The sequence below is a fragment of the Micromonospora sp. USAFONa4 genome (genome assembly GCF_057197825.1).
In genome coordinates this window covers 5439640-5460341 of record NZ_CM170072.1, presented here as the reverse complement: position 1 = coordinate 5460341, position 20702 = coordinate 5439640, and the positions used below count along the sequence as shown (strand labels likewise).

The window sequence follows — 20702 nt, the reverse complement described above, 5'->3', positions numbered from 1 at the left end:
GATGGCATTCGCGCTGGCCGTCGCCCTGGTGGCGCCCGTGGCGGTCACGGCGGCGGCGTCGGCCGCCGGCCCCCTTACCGTGGCCCAGGCGCTCGCCGCACAGGACGGCCGGACGGCCGCCGTGACCGGCTACGTCATCGGCCAGCCGACCAGCGCCACGACGGTGCTCAGGTCCGGCTTCACCGCGGACACCGCGATCGCGATCGCCGACACGGCCGCCGAGACCGGCGCGAGCCGGATGCTCTACGTCCAGGTCACCGCCGCCTACCGGAGCACGTTCGGCCTGCTCACCAACCCGGGCCTGCGGGGCCAGCGGATCACCGCCACCGGCACGCTCACCGCCTACTTCAGCCACGGCGGCCTGAAGAACCCGACGGCGATGACCCTCGGCGGCACCACGCCATCGCCGAGCCAGTCCCCGACGCCGGCCCCCACGGGCAGCCCGGTACCCGGCGGCGACTACGACTCCACCTACTACGCAAACGCGATCGGCAAGTCCGGCACGGCGCTGCGCAGCTCGCTGCACTCGATCATCAAGGTGCAGACCAAGCTCTCCTACGACCAGGTGTGGGAGGCGCTGAAGGACACCGACCAGGACCCGGCCAACACCAACAACGTCATCCTGCTCAACACCGGCCGGTCCCAGAGCAAGAGCAGCAACGGCGGCGGCGTCAACGACTGGAACCGCGAGCACGTCTGGGCCAAGTCGCACGGCGACTTCGGCACCGCGACCGGCCCGGGCACGGACGTCCACCACCTCCGGCCGGAGGACGTCTCGGTCAACTCGACGCGCGGCAACAAGGACTTCGACACCGGCGGCAGCCCCGTCGCCGAGGCGCCGGGCTGCTACACCGACGCCGACTCGTGGGAGCCGCGCAACGCGGTCAAGGGCGACGTGGCACGCATGCTGATGTACATGGCGATCCGGTACGAGGGCACCGACGGCTGGCCCAACCTGGAGCTGAACCAGTCGGTCAACAACGGCAGCGCGCCGTACCACGGCAAGATGTCGGTGCTGCTCCAGTGGAACCTGGCCGACCCGCCGGACGCCTTCGAGAAGCGCCGCAACCAGCGGATCTACGAGCGCTGGCAGGGCAACCGGAACCCGTTCGTCGACCACCCGGAGTGGGCGACCGCCATCTGGGGCTGACCTCGCCACCGCGGCGTGTCCCGGCCGGTCCTCCGTCAGGGGACCGGCCGACCGGCGGGCGGCGGTCGGCACCCGCCCGTGGGACCGGCGTGCCACGCGCCGCGCCAGCGCCTGATCCGCCCGCCCGCGCCCGGACGGACCGGGCAGGCCGGCGGGCCCGGGCGGATCCACCGGCCCGGCCCGCCGGAGCGAGGATCGTCACCGCGCGCCGGCGGGTTCCGGGACGAACGGCAGGCTCCTCGGCCCCACCGGCTGGGCCTCGCCGGCCGGGTGCCGCCACAGCCCCCGCGCGCGCAGGATCGGCAGCACGCCCTCGCCGAACCAGTACGCCTCCTCCAGGTGCGGGTGGCCGGAGAGGATGAACTCGTCCAGGCCGAGCGCGTGGTACTCGGCGATCCGGTCGGCCACCTCCGTGTGGCTGCCCACCAGGGCCGTGCCGGCGCCGCCCCGGACCAGGCCGAAGCCGGCCCAGAGGTTGGGGGCGACCTCCAGCCCGTCGCGGGAGCCCCCGTGCAGGTCGAGCATCCGGCGCTGCCCCTCGGACTCGCTGCCGCGCAGCCCCGCCTGGGCCGCCCGCAGGTCGTCCTCGGCGATGCCGTCGAGCAGGCGGCGGGCCTGCGCCCAGGCCTCCTCGGCGGTGTCCCGGGTGATGACGTGCAGCCGGATGCCGAAGCGCAGTTCGCGGCCGGCCTCGGCGGCCAGCGCACGGACCCGTTCAAGCTTGCCGGCCACCTGGGCCGGCGGCTCGCCCCAGGTCAGGTAGACGTCGCTGTGCCGCACCGCCACCGGCAGCGCGGCGGCGGAGGATCCACCGAAGTAGATCGGCGGGACCGGGTCGGGCAGCCGGTTCAGCCGGCCCCGCGCGACCCGCAGGTGCTCGCCGGCGTGGTCCACGGTCTCGCCGCGCCACAGCGCCCGCACGACGTGCAGGAACTCGTCGGTGCGCGCGTACCGGGCGTCCTTGTCCAGGAAGTCGCCGTAGGCGCGCTGCTCGTGCGACTCGCCGCCGGTGACGACGTTGACCATCAGCCGGCCGCCGGAGAGCCGCTGGAACGTCGAGGCCATCTGCGCCGCCAGCGCGGGCGTGAGCAGTCCGGGGCGGAAGGCGACCAGGAACTTCAGCCGCTCGGTCACCTCGGTGAGCATCGCGGTGCTCAGCCAGGCGTCCTCGCACCAGGCGCCGGTCGGGGTGAGCGCGCCGACGAAGCCGAGCTGCTCGGCGGTCCGCGCGATCTGGCCCAGGTAGGCGACGGTCGCCGGGCGGGCGCCGCCGGCCGTGCCGACCGGCACGCCGTGGCCCCCGCCGACGATGTCCCGGCTGTCGCCGTAGGTGGGCAGGAACCAGTGGAAGGTGAGGGCCATCCGGATCTTTCCTCCAGTGCGGTGGCGAGAAGAGGTGCGGCGGGGCAGGCGGCCGGCGGCCGGGTGCTCCTGAGGGGTGGGACGATCCCGGCGACAGTCTACCCATAAAACCTATTGGGTTAGTAGGCTTAGTCGGGTCGGCGGCTGTCGGAGCCGCCGCGCCCCCCGGGTCCATTTCCGTAGGAGCTGTCATGCGAACCCCCAGAACGGCCCTCCCCCGTCGGCACCGCCTGGTGACGGCACTGCTCACCGCCGTGGCACTGGTCGCGGTCGGCGGCGCCAGCGCCTGCGGCGACGGGTCCGCGGCGGCCGGCGGCGACAAGGGCCCACTTCGGATCGGCTACCAGCGCTTCGGCGGACTGAGCCTGGTCAAGGCCCGCAACGCCGCCCCCGATGTGGAGTGGTCGTTGTTCGAGAGCGGCCCGGCGCTCACCGAGGCACTCAAGGCCGGCTCGATCGACATCGGGCAGGTCGGCGAGGCGCCGCCCGTCTTCGCCGCGGCGGCCAAGATCCCGTTCTCCGTCATCGGCACCTCCGCGCCCGTCCCGCAGGGCGAGGCGGTGCTGGTCAAGGACGACAGCGGCTACCGCAGCTTCGCCGACCTGCGGGGCAGGACGGTGGCCCTGAACAAGGGCTCCAACGTGCACTGGCTGCTCGTGCGCCTGCTGGAGGCGCACAAGATGACGTTGGACGACATCAACGTCAAGTACCTCAAGCCCGCCGAGGGGCGGCCCGCGTTCGACAACGGGCAGGTCGACGCCTGGATCATCTGGGATCCGTACTTCGCCCTGGCCAAGCGGCCCGGGGTCCGGGTGCTCGCCGACGCCACCGGCCTCGCCAGCAACCGGGAGTACGTCCTGGCCGCCCCGGACGCCGTGCAGCACCGGTCGGACGAAATCCGGGCGTTCCTGCGGACGTACCGGACGGTGACGGACTGGGGCATCGCCAACCCCGACGAGCGCGCCCGCACCCTCGCGCCCGAGTTGAAGATCGCGCAGGACGTCACCGAACGCGCCCTGCTCCGCAGCGCCAAGCCCCTGTCCCCGGTCACCCCGGCCATCGGCGACGAACTCCAGGCGATCGCGGACGGCTTCGTCGCGCTGAAGCTCGTCCCGGGGCCGGTCGACATCCGGGGCCGCGTCGACGGCCGGTTCAACGAGGTCTTCCAGTGAGTCGTACGACGCTGGCCGACGCCCCGGCGACGGCTCCGGCGACCGCACCGACGCGGCCTGAGCGGCCCGCGCGGCCGGCCCCGCGGTGGCGCCGGCTCGCCAGCCCGGTGCTGCTGGTGCTCTGCTGGGAGCTGGCCGCCCGGATCGGGCTGCTGGCGCCCGAGAAGCTGCCGGCGCCGAGCGACGTGCTGGCCACCGGATGGCGGCTGTCCCGCGACGGCACGCTGGCCGTCCACCTGGTCGACTCGCTCACCCGGGCCGGCGTCGGCCTGCTGATCGGCGGGGGTCTCGCCCTGCTGCTCGGCACCGTGGCGGGGCTGCTCCGGCTCGGCGACGACCTTGTCGACCCCCCGGTGCAGATGGCCCGGATGCTCCCCCACCTGGGACTGGTGCCGCTGCTGATCATCTGGGTCGGCATCGGCGAGTCGCTCAAGATCAGCCTGGTGGCCCTGGGTGCGTTCTTCCCGATCTACTTCAACACCTACGCCGGCATCCGGGACATCGACGAACGCCTCGTCGAGGCGGCCCGGACGTGCGGGCTGGGGCAGGCCGCCCGGCTGCGCCACGTGGTGCTGCCCGGCGCGCTGCCCGCCCTCTTCCTCGGCCTACGCCTGGCGATCGGGGCGGCCTGGCTCAGCCTGGTCGTCGGCGAGCAGGTCAATGCCCAGACCGGGATCGGCTTCCTGATGATGGAGGCCCGCGAGTTCAGCCAGACCGACGTGGTCGTGCTCGGCCTGCTGATCTACGCGCTGCTCGGCCTGGCGTCCGACCTGGCGCTGCGTGTCGCGGAGAGGAGGACGCTGACGTGGCGTCGCGGACTGCGGGCGACCTGACGGGCGCGGGGCCGGTGCTGACCGCCCACGCCGTACGCCGGGCGTTCGGCCTCACGGTCGTGCTGGCCGGCGTCGACCTGGCGATCTCCCGGGGGGAGGTGGTGGCCCTGCTGGGCGGCAGCGGCTCCGGCAAGAGCACCCTGCTGCGCATCCTCGCCGGTCTCGACGGCGAGGCCACCGGCGGGACCACCGTGCACGGCACGGCCGCCGTGGTGTTCCAGGAGCACCGGCTGCTGCCCTGGAAACGGGTGGCCGAGAACGTCAGGCTCGGCCTGTCCGGCGCCGACACCGACCGGCGGATCGACCGGGCCCTGACCGAGGTCGGGCTCGCCGACCGGCGCCGCGCCTGGCCCGCCGAGCTCTCCGGCGGCCAGGCCCAGCGGGTGGCCGTCGCCCGGGCGCTGGTCCGCGAGCCAGACCTGCTGCTGCTCGACGAGCCGTTCGGCGCCCTCGACGCGCTCACCCGGCTGCGGATGCAGGGGCTGCTACGCCGGCTGCGCGCCGAGCACGGCTTCGCCGCCCTGCTGGTCACCCACGACGTGGACGAGGCCCTGCTGCTCGCCGACCGGATCCTGCTGCTGGAAGGGGGCGTCATCGCCGAGGAACTCCCGGTCGACCTGGGCAACGGCCGTACGCCGGACGATCCGGCCTTCGGCGCGCTGCGCCGCCACCTGCTCGACCGCCTCGGCGTGCCGGCCGCCTGACCGCGCCGCCGGCCCCGCACCGGCCGGTCCTCGCCGCCGAGATCCGTCCCCGGCCCCACCCGGCAGATCCGGGTGGGGCCGGGGCCGCTCACGCCGATCCGGGCCGACCGGCGGGAAGCCGGTCACGCGGCCTCTCGGCCCGCCCCGTCGACCCCGGTGTAGCGGCCCTGGTGGTGCAGCAGCGGCGAGCCGCCGTCGGCGTGCCGGATCAGTTCCGGCTCGGCCAGCACGACGGCGTGGTCGCCGACGGGCACCCGGTCGACGACCCGGCAGAGCAGCCAGGCCAGCACGCCCCCGAGGATCGGCGCCCCCTGGGGTCCGGTACGCCACCGGGTGGGGGTGGCGAACCGGTCGATGCCGCTGGTGGCGAAGGTGCGGGCCAGTTCCCGCTGGTCTTCGGCGAGCAGGTGCACCGCCACGTGGCGGGCGCCCGCCAGGGTCGGCCAGCTGGACGATCCGAGGTTCACGCAGAACGACACGACCGGCGGCACCAGCGACACCGAGGTGAACGACGTGGCGGTGAAGCCGACCGGCGGCGCGCCGGGCGCGGTGACCACGGTGACGGTGCTGGCCTGGTGGCGCAGCACCGTACGCAGCGCGCGGGCGTCGGCGTCGACCGTCCACCCGCCCTCCGGGCCGTCCCGCCACTGTCGGACGAGGGGGTCGGTGTCGTGCCGCGCGATGACCATCGGAACCTTCCGGAGGGGAGTCAGGCAAAAAAGTCGTGGCGGGGCGGCGGCGCCAGCCCTGCCGCCCGCAGCGACGCCACGCGGAGCTCGGTCCACGGCGGCATCCTGGAGCCGGAGAGCGCCGGGACCAGGAACCACACCCGCGGGTCGTCGACGACCGCGACGGGTGGCCGCGCCCGCCGCGTCGAGGTGGCAGGTGGCGACCACCGAGGCGGCGACGATGCCGGGGAACCGACCGGTGCGCCCGTCGGGCGCGACGCGATCGGCGGTCAGGCCGCCGGGCGCGGACCGGGACAGAGCTGCGAGGCGACCCGCATCAGGTCGACGACCCGGCGGGAGGTGAACAGCGGTACGCGCGGCATGGCCCCATTTTCCTACCGGATCAGTAGGAATACAAGCCCCTTCGCCGTCGGTGGGCCGAAGGAGGTCGGCGCCGGCGGTGCGTCCCGTCAGCGTTGGCGGGCGTACGCCAGCGGCAGGGGGCTCGGCTGGCCGCTCCACGTGCCGGTCAGCACGGCGCCCTCCGACGCGGTGCCGCCGTCGGGGCGGCGCACGACGGCCAACTCCACGGAGTCGGTGACGATGACGGTGAGGTCGTCCTCCACCACGCGGCGCACGGCGCCGACGGGCGGGACCTCGGCGCCCCGGGTGCCGCTGCCGGCGATGGTCATCGACAGCTCGCGGTACTCCCGCCGGCCGTCGGCCTCGAAGTACTCCTGCGCCTGCCCGGCGTCGGCGAGGACGGCCGCCGCCAGCGTCGCGGCGTAGACGGGGTCGGCGCACGCGTCGTACACCCAGCGACGGCCGAGCACGGAGTGCTCGGTGGTGCCGACGAGCCAGTCGTCGCCGCCGTCGAGGGGCGCGTCGCGGTAGGTCAGCGGGACCTGGTGGATCGGCCCGTCGCCGGCCCTGACGAGCAGCGTCTCGACGCCGACGGCGCCGGCCGGATCGTCGAACCGGTAGGCCGCCACGCGCTCGACGTCGGCGCCGGCCGGCCCCTGGAACCAGGGTCGGCCGGGCAGCCACGCCGCCAGGAGTCCGAACTTCGTAGGGCGCATCTCCGCCCGGTACAACAGCGCCATACGCCGCATCGTAGGGGCACTCCCGTGTCCCGCGCTGACCCGGCCGCACGCGACGCGCCCGGCGTGAGCGGGGGCCCCGGCGGGGTCAGGCGGTGGCGTAGCGGTGCAGCCCGTCGACGTCGGACCGGGTCAGGCGGCCCTGGGCGAGCAGGAGTTCCAGGTGCGCCGCGGTCTCGGTGACGGCGAGCATGGCGTTGAACACGTCGAGGTCGGCCAGCCGGCGCTCCCGCCGGGTCCAGCGCAGCCGCGCGGCGACCTCGTACGCCGAAGTCGCCCCCCGGGCCACGGCGGCCTCCGTCTCGTCGAGCCGCGCGCCGTGGTGCGTGACGAGTTCGTCGACCCGCGCGTGCACGCTCGGGGTCACCGGCCCGTGCGCCGGGAGCAGCCGCGCGTCCGGTCGCCCGCGCACCAGCGCGAGCGATGCCAGGAAGTCGCCGAGCGGGTTCGCCGACAGTGCGGCCTCGAAGCCGATCGAGGGCGTGATGGTGGGCAGTACGTGGTCACCGGCGAACAGCAGGTGCGAGCCGGTGTCGTGGAAGACGACGTGCCCGCGCGTGTGGCCCGGCGTCTCGACGACGTGCAGGGTGCGCTCGCCGTGCCTGATCTGCTGACCGTCGTGGAACCAGTCGTCCGGCAGGTCCCAGTCCTCGGTGCTCAGCCGCGACCCGGTCAGCCCCGCCAGGGTGTCGGCCAGCTCGCCGGCGCCCAGCAGCCGCAGGCGGGCGAGCTGCTCGGCGAGCGGGTTCCGCTGCGGCGTCATGGACGCCGCCAGGCTCTCGCGTTCGCCGGCGCCGAGGCTCACCCGCATGCCGTACTCGCGGCGCAGGTGCACGGCCTGCGTGTAGTGGTCCCGGTGGACGTGCGTGACGAGGAACCGGCGCACGTCCCCCAGCGAACAGTCCAGCTCCTTGAGCGCCGCGCCGAGCGCGGAGCGCGCCTCGGCGATCGCCCACCCGGAGTCGACGAGCACGAGACCGTCGTCGTCGCGCAGGACGTACACGTTCACCGCGCGCAGGCCGTCGTTCGGCAGCGGCAGCGGCACGCGGTGGACGCCGGGGGCGACCTCGAACGTCCCGGGAGTGGTCCAGTCGTCGGAGTTGCCGGTGCCCGAGGTCATGATCCGACCATAGTGCGCGCCGCGACCTGCCCGGGCCCCTCGTCGGCGGCCGCGACGAGAATGGCGACGAAGCGGTCGCACCAGGCCGCCACCGTCGCCCGGTCGAACAGGTCCGTGGAGTACTCCACGACGCCCCGCAGGCCGCCCCCGTGCGGGGTGACGACCGTGGCGTGGTCCCGGCGGGCGCAGCCGAGCCCCTGGTCGGTGGCGTGCGCCACGAGCCCCGGCAGCCGCACCTCCGGCATCCCCGGATTCCAGCCGAACAGCGTCGTGGCGACCGGTGGCGGCATGCCGACGCGCCAGTGCGGATCGAGGGCCGCGTACACCTCGGCCAGGGGCGCCGGCTGGTGCCGGATCGCGTCGAGGAACACCCGGTCGGTGCCGGCCGTCAGCTCCGCGAAGGACGCCGCGCGCGCCAGCGGGGGCCGCAGCAGCAGCGGGCTGGTGAACAGGCCCACGACCGACTCGTAATCGCGGTTGTCGCGGTGGGCGTACGGGCAGGCGAGCACCACGTCACGGGCGCCGGTGAGTTCGCGCACGAGCAGCGCGTACCCGCTGGCCAGGACCGGGAACAGGGTCGTGCCGCAGCGCTCGGCGAGCCTGGTCAGGCGGTCGGTCAGTTCGGCCGGGACGTCGAAGGCGAACTCGCTGCCCCGGCCGGACGGCCGCGCCGGCCGTGGGCGGTCGGCCGGGAACGACACCGCGCGGGGTGCTCCGGCGAGCTGGTCCCGCCAGTACCGCAGGACGTCCGGCGGGACGGCGGTGGCGCGTTGCCGGCGCGCGTGGTCGACGTAGCGTGCCGTCGGCGCGACGGGGGCCGCGCCCTGGCCGATCTCCGCGGCGTAGCCCCTGCCCAGCTCGTCGAGCAGTTGGAGCATCGACCAGCCGTCACCGCAGAGATGGTGCACGACCAGCATCAGCACCCACGCGTCGTCGTCCAGCCGCGCCAGCCGGGCCCGCAGCCATGGTCCCGTGTCCTCCGGGAAGGGCTCGCGGCCGGTCCGCACGCACCACTGCTCGACCTCCTTGGCGGCGAGGTCGCGCACCGGCAGCGTCCCCGGCCGGGCCGGGAGCACCTCCTGGACCAGCTCACCGGCGCGTTCCACCAGGCGGGTGCGCAGCGCCTCGTGCCGGGCGACCAGGCCGTCGACCGCCCGTTGCAGGGCCGGCACGTCGAGCCGACCGGCGAGGGTCACCCGTACCGCCATGTGCACGGCCGGCGGGTCGGGGGCCTGCCGCTGGCGGTGCCACATCAGTTCCTGCGGGTAGGTCGCCGGCGCCCGGTCCACGACCTCGGACCCGACCTCCGCGGTCGTCAGGTCCCGCGCCATCGCCCGGATGCCCGGGCTGCGCAGCACCCGGTGCGCGCCGACCTTCAGGTCCAGCAGGTGTGTCAGCCGGTTCGCCAACCGTACGGCCGCCAGGGAGTGACCGCCCGCGGCGAAGAAGGGGACGTCCACCGGCAGCCGGGCCACCCCGAGCTCGGCGCACCAGGCGTCGTGGACGAGCTGTTCCATGGCGGTGCGAGGACGGTCGGCGGCGCCGGTCACGGCGGGTGCCGGCAGCCGCGACCGGTCCACCTTGCCGTTGTCCGTGGTGGGCAGGGTGTCCAGCAGCACCCAGGCCCGGGGTACGAGGTGTGCGGGCAGGCGCTCGGCCAGCACGGCGGCGAGTCGCTCCGCGCGGGTCGCGGCCGGTTCCCCGTCGTCGTCCGCCACGACGTACGCGGCGAGGTACGGCTCGTCGCCCCGGTCGTGCCGCGCGATGACGGTGGCCTGGCGTACCCCGGGCAGCGTGGCCAGCTCCGCAGCGGCCTCGCCGGGCTCCGTCCGCTGTCCGGCGATCTTGACCTGGTCGTCCACCCGGCCGACGAACTCGAGGGTCCCGTCGCCCCGTTCCCGGACCAGGTCCCCGGTCCGGTAGACCCGCGCCCCGGGCAGGCCGGGATCGGGCAGGAAGGCGGCGGCGGTCGCCGCGGGTCGGCCGAGGTAGCCCCGGGCCACGCCGGTTCCGCCGACGTACAGCTCCCCCATCGCCCCCCGTGGCACCGGCACGCCACGCTCGTCCAGCAGGAACAGCCGATGGTTGTCGACCGGGATGCCGATGTCGACCGGCCCCGGGACGTCCGCCCGCACGGGACCCGCCGTGGCGACGATGCTGCACTCGGTCGGACCGTAGGCGTTGATCACCTCGGCCGGGAAGCCGGCGGGCGGTCGGCGCCGGAGCTGGCTGCCGCCCACGACGAGGGTGCGCGGGGCGCGCGCGGGCATCGGAAGGGCGAAGACCAGCTCGGCGAGCGGCGCCGGCAGGAAGGCCACCGTGACGCCGCCGCGGGACCACTCCTCGACGAGGGCCGCGGGGTCGGTCCGCGCCTCCTCCGGTACGAGATGCACGGTGGCGCCGGCGGCGAGCGCCGGATGGATCTCGGCGAGGTTCGCGTCGAAGCCGAGTCCGAGCGCGTGGCCGACGGTGTCCGCTCCGGTGAGGGCGAGGGCCCGCACGTGCCAGTCGATGGCGTCCACGGCGGCCCGGTGCGGCACCAGGACGCCCTTCGGCCGGCCGGTCGAGCCGGACGTGTGGACGCACCAGGCCACCTGCTCCGCCGTCGGCACCCGGTTCGGGGCCGGCAGGTCCGGGTCACCGGGATCCTCGACCCGCAGGCAGACCACGTCCGTCGGCGCGTCCACGTCCCCCGTGGTGACCAGCAGCCGGGCGCCGCTGTCGGCGAACAGGGTGGCCACCCGGGCGGCGGGCAGCCCCGGATCGAGGGGGATGAAGCCCGCGCCGGCGATCAGCACGGCGAGCTGGGCGGCGATCAGCTCCGGCCGGCGCGGCAGGAGCACCGCGACGAGGTCGTCGGGCCCGACGCCGGCGGCGGCGATCCGGCGGGCGAGCAGGTCGGCCCGCTCGCGCAGTTCGCGGTACGTCCAGCGGGTCGGCCCGCACACGACCGCCACGGCGTCCGGGGTGTGGGCCGCCTGCCGCAGGAACAACTCGTGCAGCCGGGCGTCGCCGACGGGTGTCCGCGGCCCGTGCAGGCGGTCGGCGGAGTCGTCCAGGTGCGCCGCCAGGCCCGACAGCGGCTCGTCGGGCTCCCGGGTCGCCCGGTCGAGCAGCCGCTCGACGTAGTCCAGCAGGCGACGCACCGTCGCCCGGTCGAGCACGTCGGTCCGGTACTCGACATGGCAGCGCACGGTGTCGCCGTGTGACAGGTGGACGACCAGGTCGACCGGGGCCTTGTCCAGGCCCACCGGGATCGGCTCGGCGGTGACCCCCGGCAGGTCGAACTGGAACGCCGGGGCGCCCCGCTCGTACTCCACGACCACGTCGAAGAGCGGGTGGCGGCCGGCCTCCCGGTTCGGCGCGAGCGCGCTGACGAGGTCGTCGAAGGGCACGCCCGCGTGTTCGTACCCGTCCGCCGAGCGGTACTGGACCCGGGCGAGCAACTCCCGGAAGGTGGGGTCACCGGCGAGGTCCAGCCGCAGGGGCACGGTGTCGACGAAGAACCCGATCAGGTCCTCGGAATCCTCGTCGCGGCCGCTCATGCCGGTGCCGATCACCAGGTCCGGTTGGCCGCTGAACCGGGACAGCGCCACCCCGATCGCGCTGAGCAGCGTGGTGAACGGGGTGACCCGCTCGACGCGGCTGAGCTGCCGGACCCGTTCGGTCAGCTCCACCGGGATCTCCGCGAGGAGGCTCCCACCGGCGGCCGAGACGGTGGCCGGTCGCTGCCGGTCCGAGGGCAGCACGAGGGTGGGCGGCAGTGGATCGAGCAGGTCGAGCCAGTACGCCAGGCTCTTGTCCATGCCGTCCCCGGCCGACCGGGCACGCGCCCGGGCCAGCTCCGGGTAGGTGACCGGCAGCGGGGGCAGCGCAGCCGTCGTACCGGTCGACCGGGCCCGGTAGCACGCGCCGACCTCGCGGGTCAGGACCGCGTACGAGCCGCCGTCGGTGGCCAGGTGGTGGAACGACATCACCAGCACGTGGTGTGTCGGGGAGAAGCGCAGCAGCTCGAACGCGAAGACCGGCCCCTCGACGAGGTCGAACACCCGCGCGCTCTCCCGGGCCATCGCCGCCCGCACCAGGGCGTCCTCGTCGGCACCGGAATGCTCCCGCACCGGCAGGTCGACCGTCGCCGTCGGCCGGACGACCTGGCAGGGTTGCCCGTCGACCTCGCGGTAGGTCGTCCGCAGTGGCGCGTGCCGGTCCACGACGTCCTGCAACGCCCCGCGCAGCGCCCCGGTGTCGAGCGCGCCGCACAGCCGCACGGCCACGCCCTCCGTGTAGGCCGGGGTGCCCGGGTATGCCTGCTCGACCAGCCACAGCCGTCGCTGGCCGGGCGTCAACGGCGCGGTCTCGACGGTCGGTGGCGCGGTCTCGACGGTCGGTGGCGCGGCGATCCCGACGGCCTCCGGCGCCGCCGGCCCGGCGACCACCGCGGCCGGTGCCGGGGCCACAGCCGCGGCCGGGGTTGGGGTTGGGATTGGGGCTGAGGCCCGGGCCGGGGTTGGTCGACGGGGGGTGGCCCGCCGCAGCGCGTCGATGGCCGGCAGTCCGTCCCGCACGGCCGGCGCCGGCAGGCCGAAGTCGACGAAGCAGGCGATCTCGTCGGCGCCGGCGTCGAGGACCGCGTCGAGCACCGGCCGGCAACTCTCCGGCGAGCCGATCAGGGCCCGCTGCTCGCAGTACCGCTGGTAGGCACGGGACAACACGAACCGGACGTCCTCGTCGGGGGTGTCGGCGAGGTCGACGTTCATGCCCAGGCTGTTGACCACCTGGCCGAGCAGGCTGAACGAGGAGCGCAGGTAGGCGCAGAACGGCTCGAACGCCATGGCCCGCGCCTGCTCGGCGTCGTCGCCGAGGAAGGTGTGCAGCAGCACCACCACCCGCCCCGCAGCGGGATCGAGACCGTGTTCGGACCGGGTACGCCGGTACAGCGCGACGTTCTCGGCCAGCCGCGCGACGTCCTGGGTCATCAGGTTGGTGACCACGCCGAGGCCGCGGCGGGCCGCCTCCCGGTAGCTGTCCGGGTTGCCGACGATCGCCGTGAAGGTCGGCGGTTCCGCCTGCACCGGGCGGGGGAACAGCCGGATGTCGACGTCTTCGCCGCTGCCCGACCGCGCGGTGATCGCCTCGCCGCGCCAGAGCCGCCGTACGGTGTCGAGATTGTCGTACATCACCTGCTTGTGGCGACGGTAGTTGTCCGGGTAGAAGACGAAGTCGTTGGCGTGCCAGCCGGGCGCGCACCCCAGCCCGACCCGTCCCCCGGAGAGGTTGTCCACCATGGACCATTCCTCGGCGACCCGGACTGGATGGTGCAGGGGCAGCACCACCGAGCCGGCGTTGAGGCGCAGCCGGCGGGTCCGGGTCGCGAGGGCCGCAGCGAGCACCGACGGGTTGGGAAAGAGCCCGCCGAAGGAGTGGAAGTGCCGCTCCGGCAACCACACCGCGTGGAAGTCGTGGGTGTCGGCGAACTCGGCGGCCTCGATGATGGTTCCGTAGGCGTCGTCCCGGGCCGAGTCGGGGTAGTCGCCGAAGAAGTACAGGCTGAAGTCGACGGTGTCCGGCGCGCCGGCGACCGACGCGGCCGGCGCGGGCCGCGTCGACGGCTCGGGGGCGACGGCCGCACCGCCACCACTGGTGCCGCCGCTGGCGCTGCCGTTGCCGCCGGCACCCGTGGCGGCGCCGAGAAGAGCGAGCTGGTCGCGCATCAGGTCCAGCTGGCGGTGCACGATCGTGACGAGGTCGGCCGGCACGTCCCGGGGAGCGTCGCCCGGGTCGGCCGGTGCCGCCGAAGCGACGGGCACGGGCACCGGTCCGGCAGTAACCGGCGCAGCAGGCGCGGGACCCGGCGTGACAGGCACGGGCACCGGCCCAGCGGGAACCAGCGTTACCGGCGCGACAGGCAAGGGTGCCGACGGGTCGTGCGCGGGAACTGACGCGGCGGGCATGGAAACCGACGCGGCAGGGACGGAGGGCGACGCGGTCGGCGGACCGGCCGGCGGGGCCGCCGCAGGGGGCACGCCGGCCGAGGCGCCGCGCGTCACCGCCTCGGCGAGCCGGCGGGGGGTGTCCACGGCGGCGAACAGGTCCCGGACGGGAACCCGCACCCCGAACGCGTGGTCGATCTCCCGGGACATGGTGATCAGGAGCAGCGAGTCGGCACCGAGGTCGAGGAAGGTCTCGTCCGCATCGACCTCTCCCACGTCCAGTCCGAGCCGCTCGGCCGTCAGGGTCCGGATGCGCGTGAGCACCTGCTCGGCCCCGACGTCGTGTCCGGCCAGCGGCCGGGGCGCCCCCGGCTCGGCGATCGCCGACGATCCGGCCGCGCCGCTCGCGTCGGACCCGCCGGCCGCGACCCGGACGTCCGCCGCGGCAGAGGTGCCGGTCGCGATCCGCACGTCGGTCGCGGCAGCGACGTCCGGCGCGGCGGACCCGCCAGCCGCAACCCGCACGTCGGTCGCGGCGGAGATGTCGGCGGCCCCGGGCGCGGAGGCCCAGAACCGCCGGCGCTGGAACGGATAGGCCGGCAGTGGCACGGCCCGGCCACCGCAGTCAGCGGTCAGCGCGGCCCAGTCGACCGGGAACCCCGCCACGTGCAACTCCGCGACGGCGCGCCACAGCCCGTCGACCGGTGGGGTGCCGCGACGTTGCGACGGCACCCACCGCAGGTCGGATCCCGCGCCGCGGGCGATGCCCGTCAGCGCCCCGTCCGCGCCCGCCTCGACGACCGATCGCACGCCCTGCTCGGCGAGGGTGGCCACGGCGGCGCTCCAGGCGACCGGCTCGCGCGCCTGCCGGCACAGGTGGTCGGCGTCCGGCAGCCAGCCGGGCGGGCGTACCCGGCCGTCCAGGCTGCTGACCAGGGGCAGGCGGGTCGGTGCGAACTCCACCTTCCCGACCATCCGGCGGAGCCGGTCGAGGACCGCGTCCACGCCGGTCGAGTGGAACGCCCGGTCTACCGGGAGCGGGCGGGTCGCCACGCCGCGCCGTTCGGCTTCCCGGACGACCGCCGCCAGGGCCTCGGGGGGACCCGCGAGCACGTGGTGCTCCGCGCCGTTGCGGGCGGCGATCTCCGCCGTCGACCCACGCAGCAGATCACCGACCGCCGCTTCGTCGGCCAGCACCGCGCACATCGCCCCGGGTGGCAGCGCGTCGCGCATCAGGGCGCCCCGGTGCGCGGCCAGCCCGACCGCGTCGCGCAGGGACAGCGCACCGGCCACGACCAGTGCGGCGTACTCGCCGACGCTGTGCCCGAGGACGACGTCCGGCGTGAGCCCCCACGACCGCCACAGCTCGGCGAACGCCACCGCGGTGACCACCAGCGCCGGCTGCGCCACGTCCGTCGGGCGGCCCGTTCCGTCGGGGTGCGCCCGCAGCCGGGCGACGAGGTCGCCACCAATCGCCCGGCGGTACGCGTCGGCCCCCTCGGCCAACACGTCCCGCGCGACCGGAAACCGCTCGGCGAGATCGAGGACGACGCAGCGACGGTCGCCCTGCCCGGGAAAGGCCAGCGCGACCGGGGTGACACCCTCCGGTTCCGCCCGGCCGGTCAGCACGTTCCCCGCCACGCCCGCCTCGACGTACCGGTCGAGGCCGTCGGCCAGCTCGGCGGCGGAGGTGCCGAGCGCGACCAGGCGGTGCCGGAGGTGGCGTCTGCGCCGCCCGGCGCTGGTGACCACGTCGGCCAACGCCGGCCCGGGGTCCTCGCGGAGCAGGTCGCGGTGGCGGGCGGCCAGCTCCACCAGCGCCGACGGGTCGGCCGCCGACAGGGGCAGCAGTCCCGGCGCGGGCCGGGCCGGCGGCTCGTCCGACCGGCGTCGGTCCGCCGGGGGCGGCTCCTCGACGATCACGTGGGCGTTGGTGCCGCCCACCCCCAACGCGCTGACGGCCGCCCGGCGCGGCCGCAGGTCCGCCGGCCACCGGGTGCCACGGGTGGTCACCGTGAAGGGGCCGGCGGCGAGGTCGATCGCCGGATTCGGCCGGCGGAAGTTGATCTGTGGGGCGACCCGGCCGGACCGCACGGTCAGGATCGTCTTGATCAGGCCGGCCATGCCCGCGCAACTGTCCAGGTGACCGACGTTCGCCTTGACCGAGCCGAGGAACGGTCGACCGCCCGCGTACGCCTCGGCGAGGGCGTGGTGCTCCACCGGGTCGCCCAGGGCCGTGCCCGTACCGTGCGCCTCGACGTACCCGATCGACTCCGCCGGGACCCGCGCGGCGGCCAGCGCCCGCCGGGCGACGTCGACCTGCCCGGCCACCCCCGGTGCCGTGAAGCCCACCTTGCCGGCGCCGTCGTTGTTCACGGCCGAGCCGATGATCACGGCGTGCACGTGGTCGCCGTCGGCGAGGGCCCGGTCGAGCGGCTTCAGCACCACGGCGGCGACGCCGTTGCCGCCGACCGTTCCGTCCGCGTCGGCGTCGAAGGGCCGGCACCGGCCGCTCGCCGACAGGATCGATCCCGGGGTGTGCCGGTAGCCCGTCACCTGCGGCACGTGCACGGCCACGGCGCCCGCGACCGCCTGGTCGACCTCGCCGTCGAGCAGCGCCCGCACCGCCAGGTGCACCGCCACGAGCGAGGTCGAGCAGGCGTTCTGCACGTTGATCGCCGGCCCGGTCAGCCCCAGCCGGTACGCCACCCGGGTGGCCAGGAAGTCCGGCTGGTTGCCGAGGGCGACGCCGATCGGGTCGGCCGGATCGGCGGAGACCGTCCGGTGGCCGAGCTGGCGGAGGTAGGTGTGGTGCGGGTAGAGGTTCATCCCGCTGCCGGCGTAGAGGCCGGTCCGCAGCCCCCGCGCGTCGCCCGGGTGCCCGGCGTCCTCCAACGCGTGGTGACAGGTCTCCAGGAACAGCCGGTGCTGCGGGTCGAGCAGCTCCGCCTCCCGGGCGCTGATCGAGAAGAAGCCCGCGTCGAAGCCGGCGACGTCGTCGTCGAGGACCCCGCTGGCCGCCACGAAGCCGGCCGCGTCGACGGTGTCGCGTGGGATTCCCGCCGCGACGAGTTCGTCCGGTGTGAAGGCACGCACGCTCTCCACCCCGGCGGTCAGGTTCGCCCAGTACTCGTCGACCGTGCGCGCTCCGGGGAACCGGACCGCCATGCCGATCACCGCGATCCGCCGGTCCCGTACCGGCCCGCCCACGGGCTCCGCCGTGGGCGTGACCGCCGGGGCGGCGAGGTGCGCGCTGAGCGCGTCGACCGTCGGGTGGGCGAAGAGCACCGGCTGCGGGACCGGGCGCTCCAGTGCCCGCTCCAGGCGGGCCCGGAGACGGACGATCTCGACCGAGCCGATGCCGAGCTCGTAGAACGGACGCGCCGGGTCGACCTGACCCCCCGTCAGGTCGCCGAGGATGCCGGTCAGCAGGGCGCGCACCTCCGCCCTGCCCGGTCCGGCCGCGCGCGCCGCCGGAACCCCGGCGGAGTCGGTGGTCGCCCGCCGCCCGTCGTGCGGCCGCTGCGGCGACCGGTCGGCCAGGCAGCGCCGGACCAGCTCCGCGCGCCGGATCTTCCCTCCGGTGGTACGCGGGAACTGCTCCGCGGGGAGCGACAGCACCCGCTCGGGTACGACCTGCCAGCGTCGGGCCACCGCCGCCCGCACCGCCTCGGCCACCCCCGTCGCGGGCGTGTCGTCGTCGGGCACGTAGAAGATCACCAGCGACTCGGTGCCGGTGCGGGGCTCCGGTACGCCGACGGCGGCCACCAGGCCGCGCCGTACCCCGGCCACCTCCCCCGTCACCTGCTCGACCTCGTGGCAGGGCAGGTTGTGCCCGTTGAGGATGATCATGTCCTTCGCCCGGCCGGTGATGGTGATCCGACCGTCCCGCATGAAGGCGAGGTCGCCGGTCTCCAGCCAGCCGTCGCCGTCGGGGAAGGCCAGGCGGTTCGCCTCCGGGTCGGCGAGGTACCCGGGCGTGACCCGCGCCGACGAGACCTGGAGGCGGCCGATGCGGCCCTCGGGAAGCACCGCGCCGGCGGCGTCGACGATCCGCAGGGTGGCACCGGGCGCGGGCGGCCCGACGGAGAGGAACTCGGTGACGTCGGCCGGGTCGTCGTCCTCGGCGTACTCCAGGTCGCCGCCCAGGCTCGCCGTGCGGACCCGGAGGCGGGTGCCGGGCTCGGTGAAGGAGGCGAAGGTGATTCCCGTGCTGGTCTCCGACATGCCCCAGGCCGGCGTCATCGCCTCCGCCGGCACCCCGGTCGCGGCGACGAACGCCTCGAAGGTCTCCGGCAGGCACTGCTCCCCGCCGCTGACCATGCGGCGTACGCCGCCGAGGTCCCACGGTCCACCGGGTGCCCGGGCGACCGCGTCGGCCACCAGCCGCAGGCCGAAGTTCGGCGCCCAGCTGTGCGTGACCCGGTGCCGCCGCATCAGCTCCAACCACCGCAGCGGGTCGTCGAGCACCCACTCGGTGGCGACGTGGACGGACGTGGCGCCGAGGAAGACGCCGCCGAGGTGGTAGAGCAGCAGGCCGGCGACGTGGTCCAGGGGGAGCCAGTTGAGCAGGACGTCCCGCGGGCCGATGTCGAGCATCGTCCGGGCGCCGACGGCGTATTCCGAGAGCCCCCGGTGCGTCAACGGGATCACCTTCGGCCGGCCGGTGCTGCCCGAGGAGAGCTGCAGCAGCGCCACCGACCCGGGGTCGGTGGCCGCCGCCTCCGGCTCCGGCCCGGCAGGGGCGGGGCCGTCGGGAGCGGTCGTCGCGGCCAGCTCCGCCACCGCGACCACCCGGTCCCGCAGCGGCAGCCGGTCCAGCACGTCCAGGTCCTCCGGCCCGGCCAGCACGACGGGCTCCCCCAGCACCCGCCAAGCGTGTAAGAGGGCGGCGGCGGTGGGGTTGTCCGCGTCGTACCCGGTGGGCGCGCCGACGGTGAGCGGCACGATCCCGCCGAGGACGCAGCCGAAGAAGGTCGGCCAGTACTGCGCACCCGAGGTGATCCGCAGGACGACGTGGGACCCCCGACCGAGGCCGTGGGCCCGCAGAGCGGGCAGCGCCGCGCGCGCCCCGGCGAGCAGCCGCCCGTGGTCGAGGAACTCCTCGCGCCCGTCGGGACCGACGATCCGGATGCCCGCGTCCGGGTGGTTCCGGGCCGCCCGCAGCAGCGCCTCGTCCAAGGTCGGGGGATGGTCGACGGGGCCGGGGAGGCCCCCGCCGTGGCTGACGGCGGCGGGGCGGTCGGCGGACGTCGACTTCACGGTGCTACCTCGACTTCTTGCGTTCGCTGCGGACGGTGCGCCGGCGTACGGGCGTGGGAGATGAGGAAGGCACCGGCGGCGGCGAGCGCCAGGCCGTGCGCCAGCGCGACCACCGGCAGGGGCGTCAGGCGGTCGAGCGCGAAGGCGCTGACGATCATGCCGATGCCGAACCCCGCGTTCTGCGCCGTGCTGGCCAGGCCCATGAGTTGCGGCAGACGGGAGGGCTCGACGGTCTGCAACCGGGTGGTGTAGCTGATCTCGGCGTAGCCGTCCGCCATGCCGGCGGCCAGCGCCAGGACGGCCACCAGCCAGATCGGGGGCCCCGCGAAGGCGAGCACGAACAGCAGCGACATCGCGCAGGTGGCGACGCCGAAGGCCCTCGGCGATCCCGGGCGGGAGGTGCCGGCGGCCCGCCGGGCGTACCACCGGCCGGCGACGAGACTGCCGACCGCCCAGGGCGTGGTGAACAGGGCGGCGAACGCGGCGGGGGCGTCGGGCCAGGCCAGGTTCGCGTATACCGGCAGGCCCACGTTGTGGGAGGCGGACCCGAACGCGTCGACGGACCGCACCGCGATCATGGCCAGGATCACGGGGGCGACCGCGGGCAGGAGGCGCCGGAGCCCCGCCCCGCGGCGGGAGCCCTTGGCGGGCGGCCTGGCGGGGCGGCCCACCACGCGCCAGGCGCGGACCGCGGAGAGCAGCAGGGCGGAGAGCGCGAACGAGGTGGCGTCGAGCAGGAACGCGGCGTGGTAGCCGAACAGGGTCACGAGGATCCCCGCGCTGCCGAAGCCCAGCAGCATGGCCACCGAGCGGGCCGCCACCAGGTTCGCGTTGGCCCGGGCCAGGTCGTCCGGACCGACCAGCGCGGGCAACCCGCTGCGCAGCGCGACCACCCACAGCGTCTGGCTCCCGCCGAGGAGCACGGCCAGCGCGTGCAGCATGGTCGGTTGCGCGGCGGACGGCATCGCGACCAGCAGCACCAGCGCACCGGCCGACAGCAGGTCGCCGCCGATCATGAGCCTGGCCCGCGCGTACCGGCTGACCAGCGTGCCGGCGACCAGCCCCATCAGGACGCCGGCGCACAGGCGGACCGCCATGAAGATCCCGGTGGACACGGCGGAGCCCGTGATCTCCAGGGTGAACAGCCCCAGCGCCACCATGTTCAGGAAGCTGCCGTACGTGGACACGGCGTGCGCGGCGATGACGAGGCGAAGCGGACGTGCGGAAGGTTCCTCCGTTGCTGGCACCTGTCGAGATCCGCCCCGCTCATGATCGTGTATGGAGCGAGGATCATGCCATCGCGGGTACAGGTATCTCAATACGTCGAAGGATCGGCGCCCGCATCGCCGACGGCGGCTGTCCGCCCGCGGTGGCGCAGAGCCGTCGGGGGCACCCCCGCCT

General features: G+C 75.2%; 10 protein-coding genes. 4 read left to right on the top strand and 6 right to left on the bottom strand.

Annotated elements, in window-relative coordinates; translation table 11 throughout:
* The first annotated feature begins 1 nt into the window (after position 1).
* Positions 2 to 1150: an endonuclease gene (locus AC0OO9_RS24045; RefSeq protein WP_484512550.1), complete on the top strand. Its 1149-nt coding sequence runs from the start codon at positions 2 to 4 to the stop codon at positions 1148 to 1150.
* Between the two features lie 198 nt (positions 1151 to 1348).
* On the opposite strand, the gene AC0OO9_RS24040 is transcribed toward AC0OO9_RS24045, so the two are convergent.
* Positions 1349 to 2512, bottom strand: a complete 1164-nt coding sequence (locus tag AC0OO9_RS24040; protein ID WP_484512549.1) for an LLM class flavin-dependent oxidoreductase — start codon at positions 2510 to 2512, stop codon at positions 1349 to 1351.
* A gap of 191 nt (positions 2513 to 2703) precedes the next feature.
* Here AC0OO9_RS24040 and AC0OO9_RS24035 point away from each other — a divergent pair, with 191 nt between their 5' ends.
* Genes AC0OO9_RS24035 through AC0OO9_RS24025 form a run of 3 tightly spaced genes read left to right on the top strand, consistent with a single transcriptional unit; the run spans position 2704 to position 5221 of the window.
* Complete coding sequence (locus AC0OO9_RS24035) at positions 2704 to 3684, top strand: aliphatic sulfonate ABC transporter substrate-binding protein (protein WP_484512547.1); 981 nt, start codon at positions 2704 to 2706, stop codon at positions 3682 to 3684.
* The gene (locus AC0OO9_RS24030; RefSeq protein ID WP_484512545.1) at positions 3681 to 4517 is read left to right on the top strand and encodes an ABC transporter permease; all 837 of its coding nucleotides are present in this window, start codon (positions 3681 to 3683) and stop codon (positions 4515 to 4517) included. Before AC0OO9_RS24035 ends, AC0OO9_RS24030 begins: the two co-directional genes overlap by 4 nt.
* Positions 4490 to 5221 (top strand): ABC transporter ATP-binding protein, encoded by a 732-nt coding sequence (locus AC0OO9_RS24025; protein ID WP_484512544.1) that lies wholly within the window; start codon positions 4490 to 4492, stop codon positions 5219 to 5221. Before AC0OO9_RS24030 ends, AC0OO9_RS24025 begins: the two co-directional genes overlap by 28 nt.
* Positions 5222 to 5343: 122 nt before the next feature.
* On the opposite strand, the gene AC0OO9_RS24020 is transcribed toward AC0OO9_RS24025, so the two are convergent.
* From AC0OO9_RS24020 to AC0OO9_RS24000, 5 genes are all read right to left on the bottom strand, one after another.
* Positions 5344 to 5910, bottom strand: coding sequence for a flavin reductase family protein (locus AC0OO9_RS24020; protein WP_484512543.1), 567 nt, complete (start codon positions 5908 to 5910; stop codon positions 5344 to 5346).
* A gap of 449 nt (positions 5911 to 6359) precedes the next feature.
* Positions 6360 to 6992, bottom strand: a complete 633-nt coding sequence (locus AC0OO9_RS24015) for a CG0192-related protein (protein ID WP_484512542.1) — start codon at positions 6990 to 6992, stop codon at positions 6360 to 6362.
* A gap of 85 nt (positions 6993 to 7077) precedes the next feature.
* Positions 7078 to 8109 (bottom strand): MBL fold metallo-hydrolase, encoded by a 1032-nt coding sequence (locus AC0OO9_RS24010; protein WP_484512540.1) that lies wholly within the window; start codon positions 8107 to 8109, stop codon positions 7078 to 7080.
* Entirely contained in the window at positions 8106 to 19301 is an 11196-nt protein-coding gene (locus tag AC0OO9_RS24005; RefSeq protein WP_484512539.1) for a MupA/Atu3671 family FMN-dependent luciferase-like monooxygenase, read from the bottom strand. Before AC0OO9_RS24005 ends, AC0OO9_RS24010 begins: the two co-directional genes overlap by 4 nt.
* Positions 19298 to 20548: an MFS transporter gene (locus AC0OO9_RS24000; protein ID WP_484512537.1), complete on the bottom strand. Its 1251-nt coding sequence runs from the start codon at positions 20546 to 20548 to the stop codon at positions 19298 to 19300. Before AC0OO9_RS24000 ends, AC0OO9_RS24005 begins: the two co-directional genes overlap by 4 nt.
* Positions 20549 to 20702 lie beyond the last annotated feature (154 nt).

What these genes read in the sequence shown, in the direction of transcription:
- AC0OO9_RS24035 (WP_484512547.1), top strand. Translation starts at nt 2,704, where the DNA reads ATGCGAACCCCCAGAACGGCCCTCCCCCGTCGGCACCGCCTGGTGACG.
- AC0OO9_RS24015 (WP_484512542.1), bottom strand. Translation starts at nt 6,992, where the DNA reads ATGGCGCTGTTGTACCGGGCGGAGATGCGCCCTACGAAGTTCGGACTC.
- AC0OO9_RS24020 (WP_484512543.1), bottom strand. Translation starts at nt 5,910, where the DNA reads ATGGTCATCGCGCGGCACGACACCGACCCCCTCGTCCGACAGTGGCGG.
- AC0OO9_RS24010 (WP_484512540.1), bottom strand. Translation starts at nt 8,109, where the DNA reads ATGACCTCGGGCACCGGCAACTCCGACGACTGGACCACTCCCGGGACG.
- AC0OO9_RS24045 (WP_484512550.1), top strand. Translation starts at nt 2, where the DNA reads ATGGCATTCGCGCTGGCCGTCGCCCTGGTGGCGCCCGTGGCGGTCACG.
- AC0OO9_RS24040 (WP_484512549.1), bottom strand. Translation starts at nt 2,512, where the DNA reads ATGGCCCTCACCTTCCACTGGTTCCTGCCCACCTACGGCGACAGCCGG.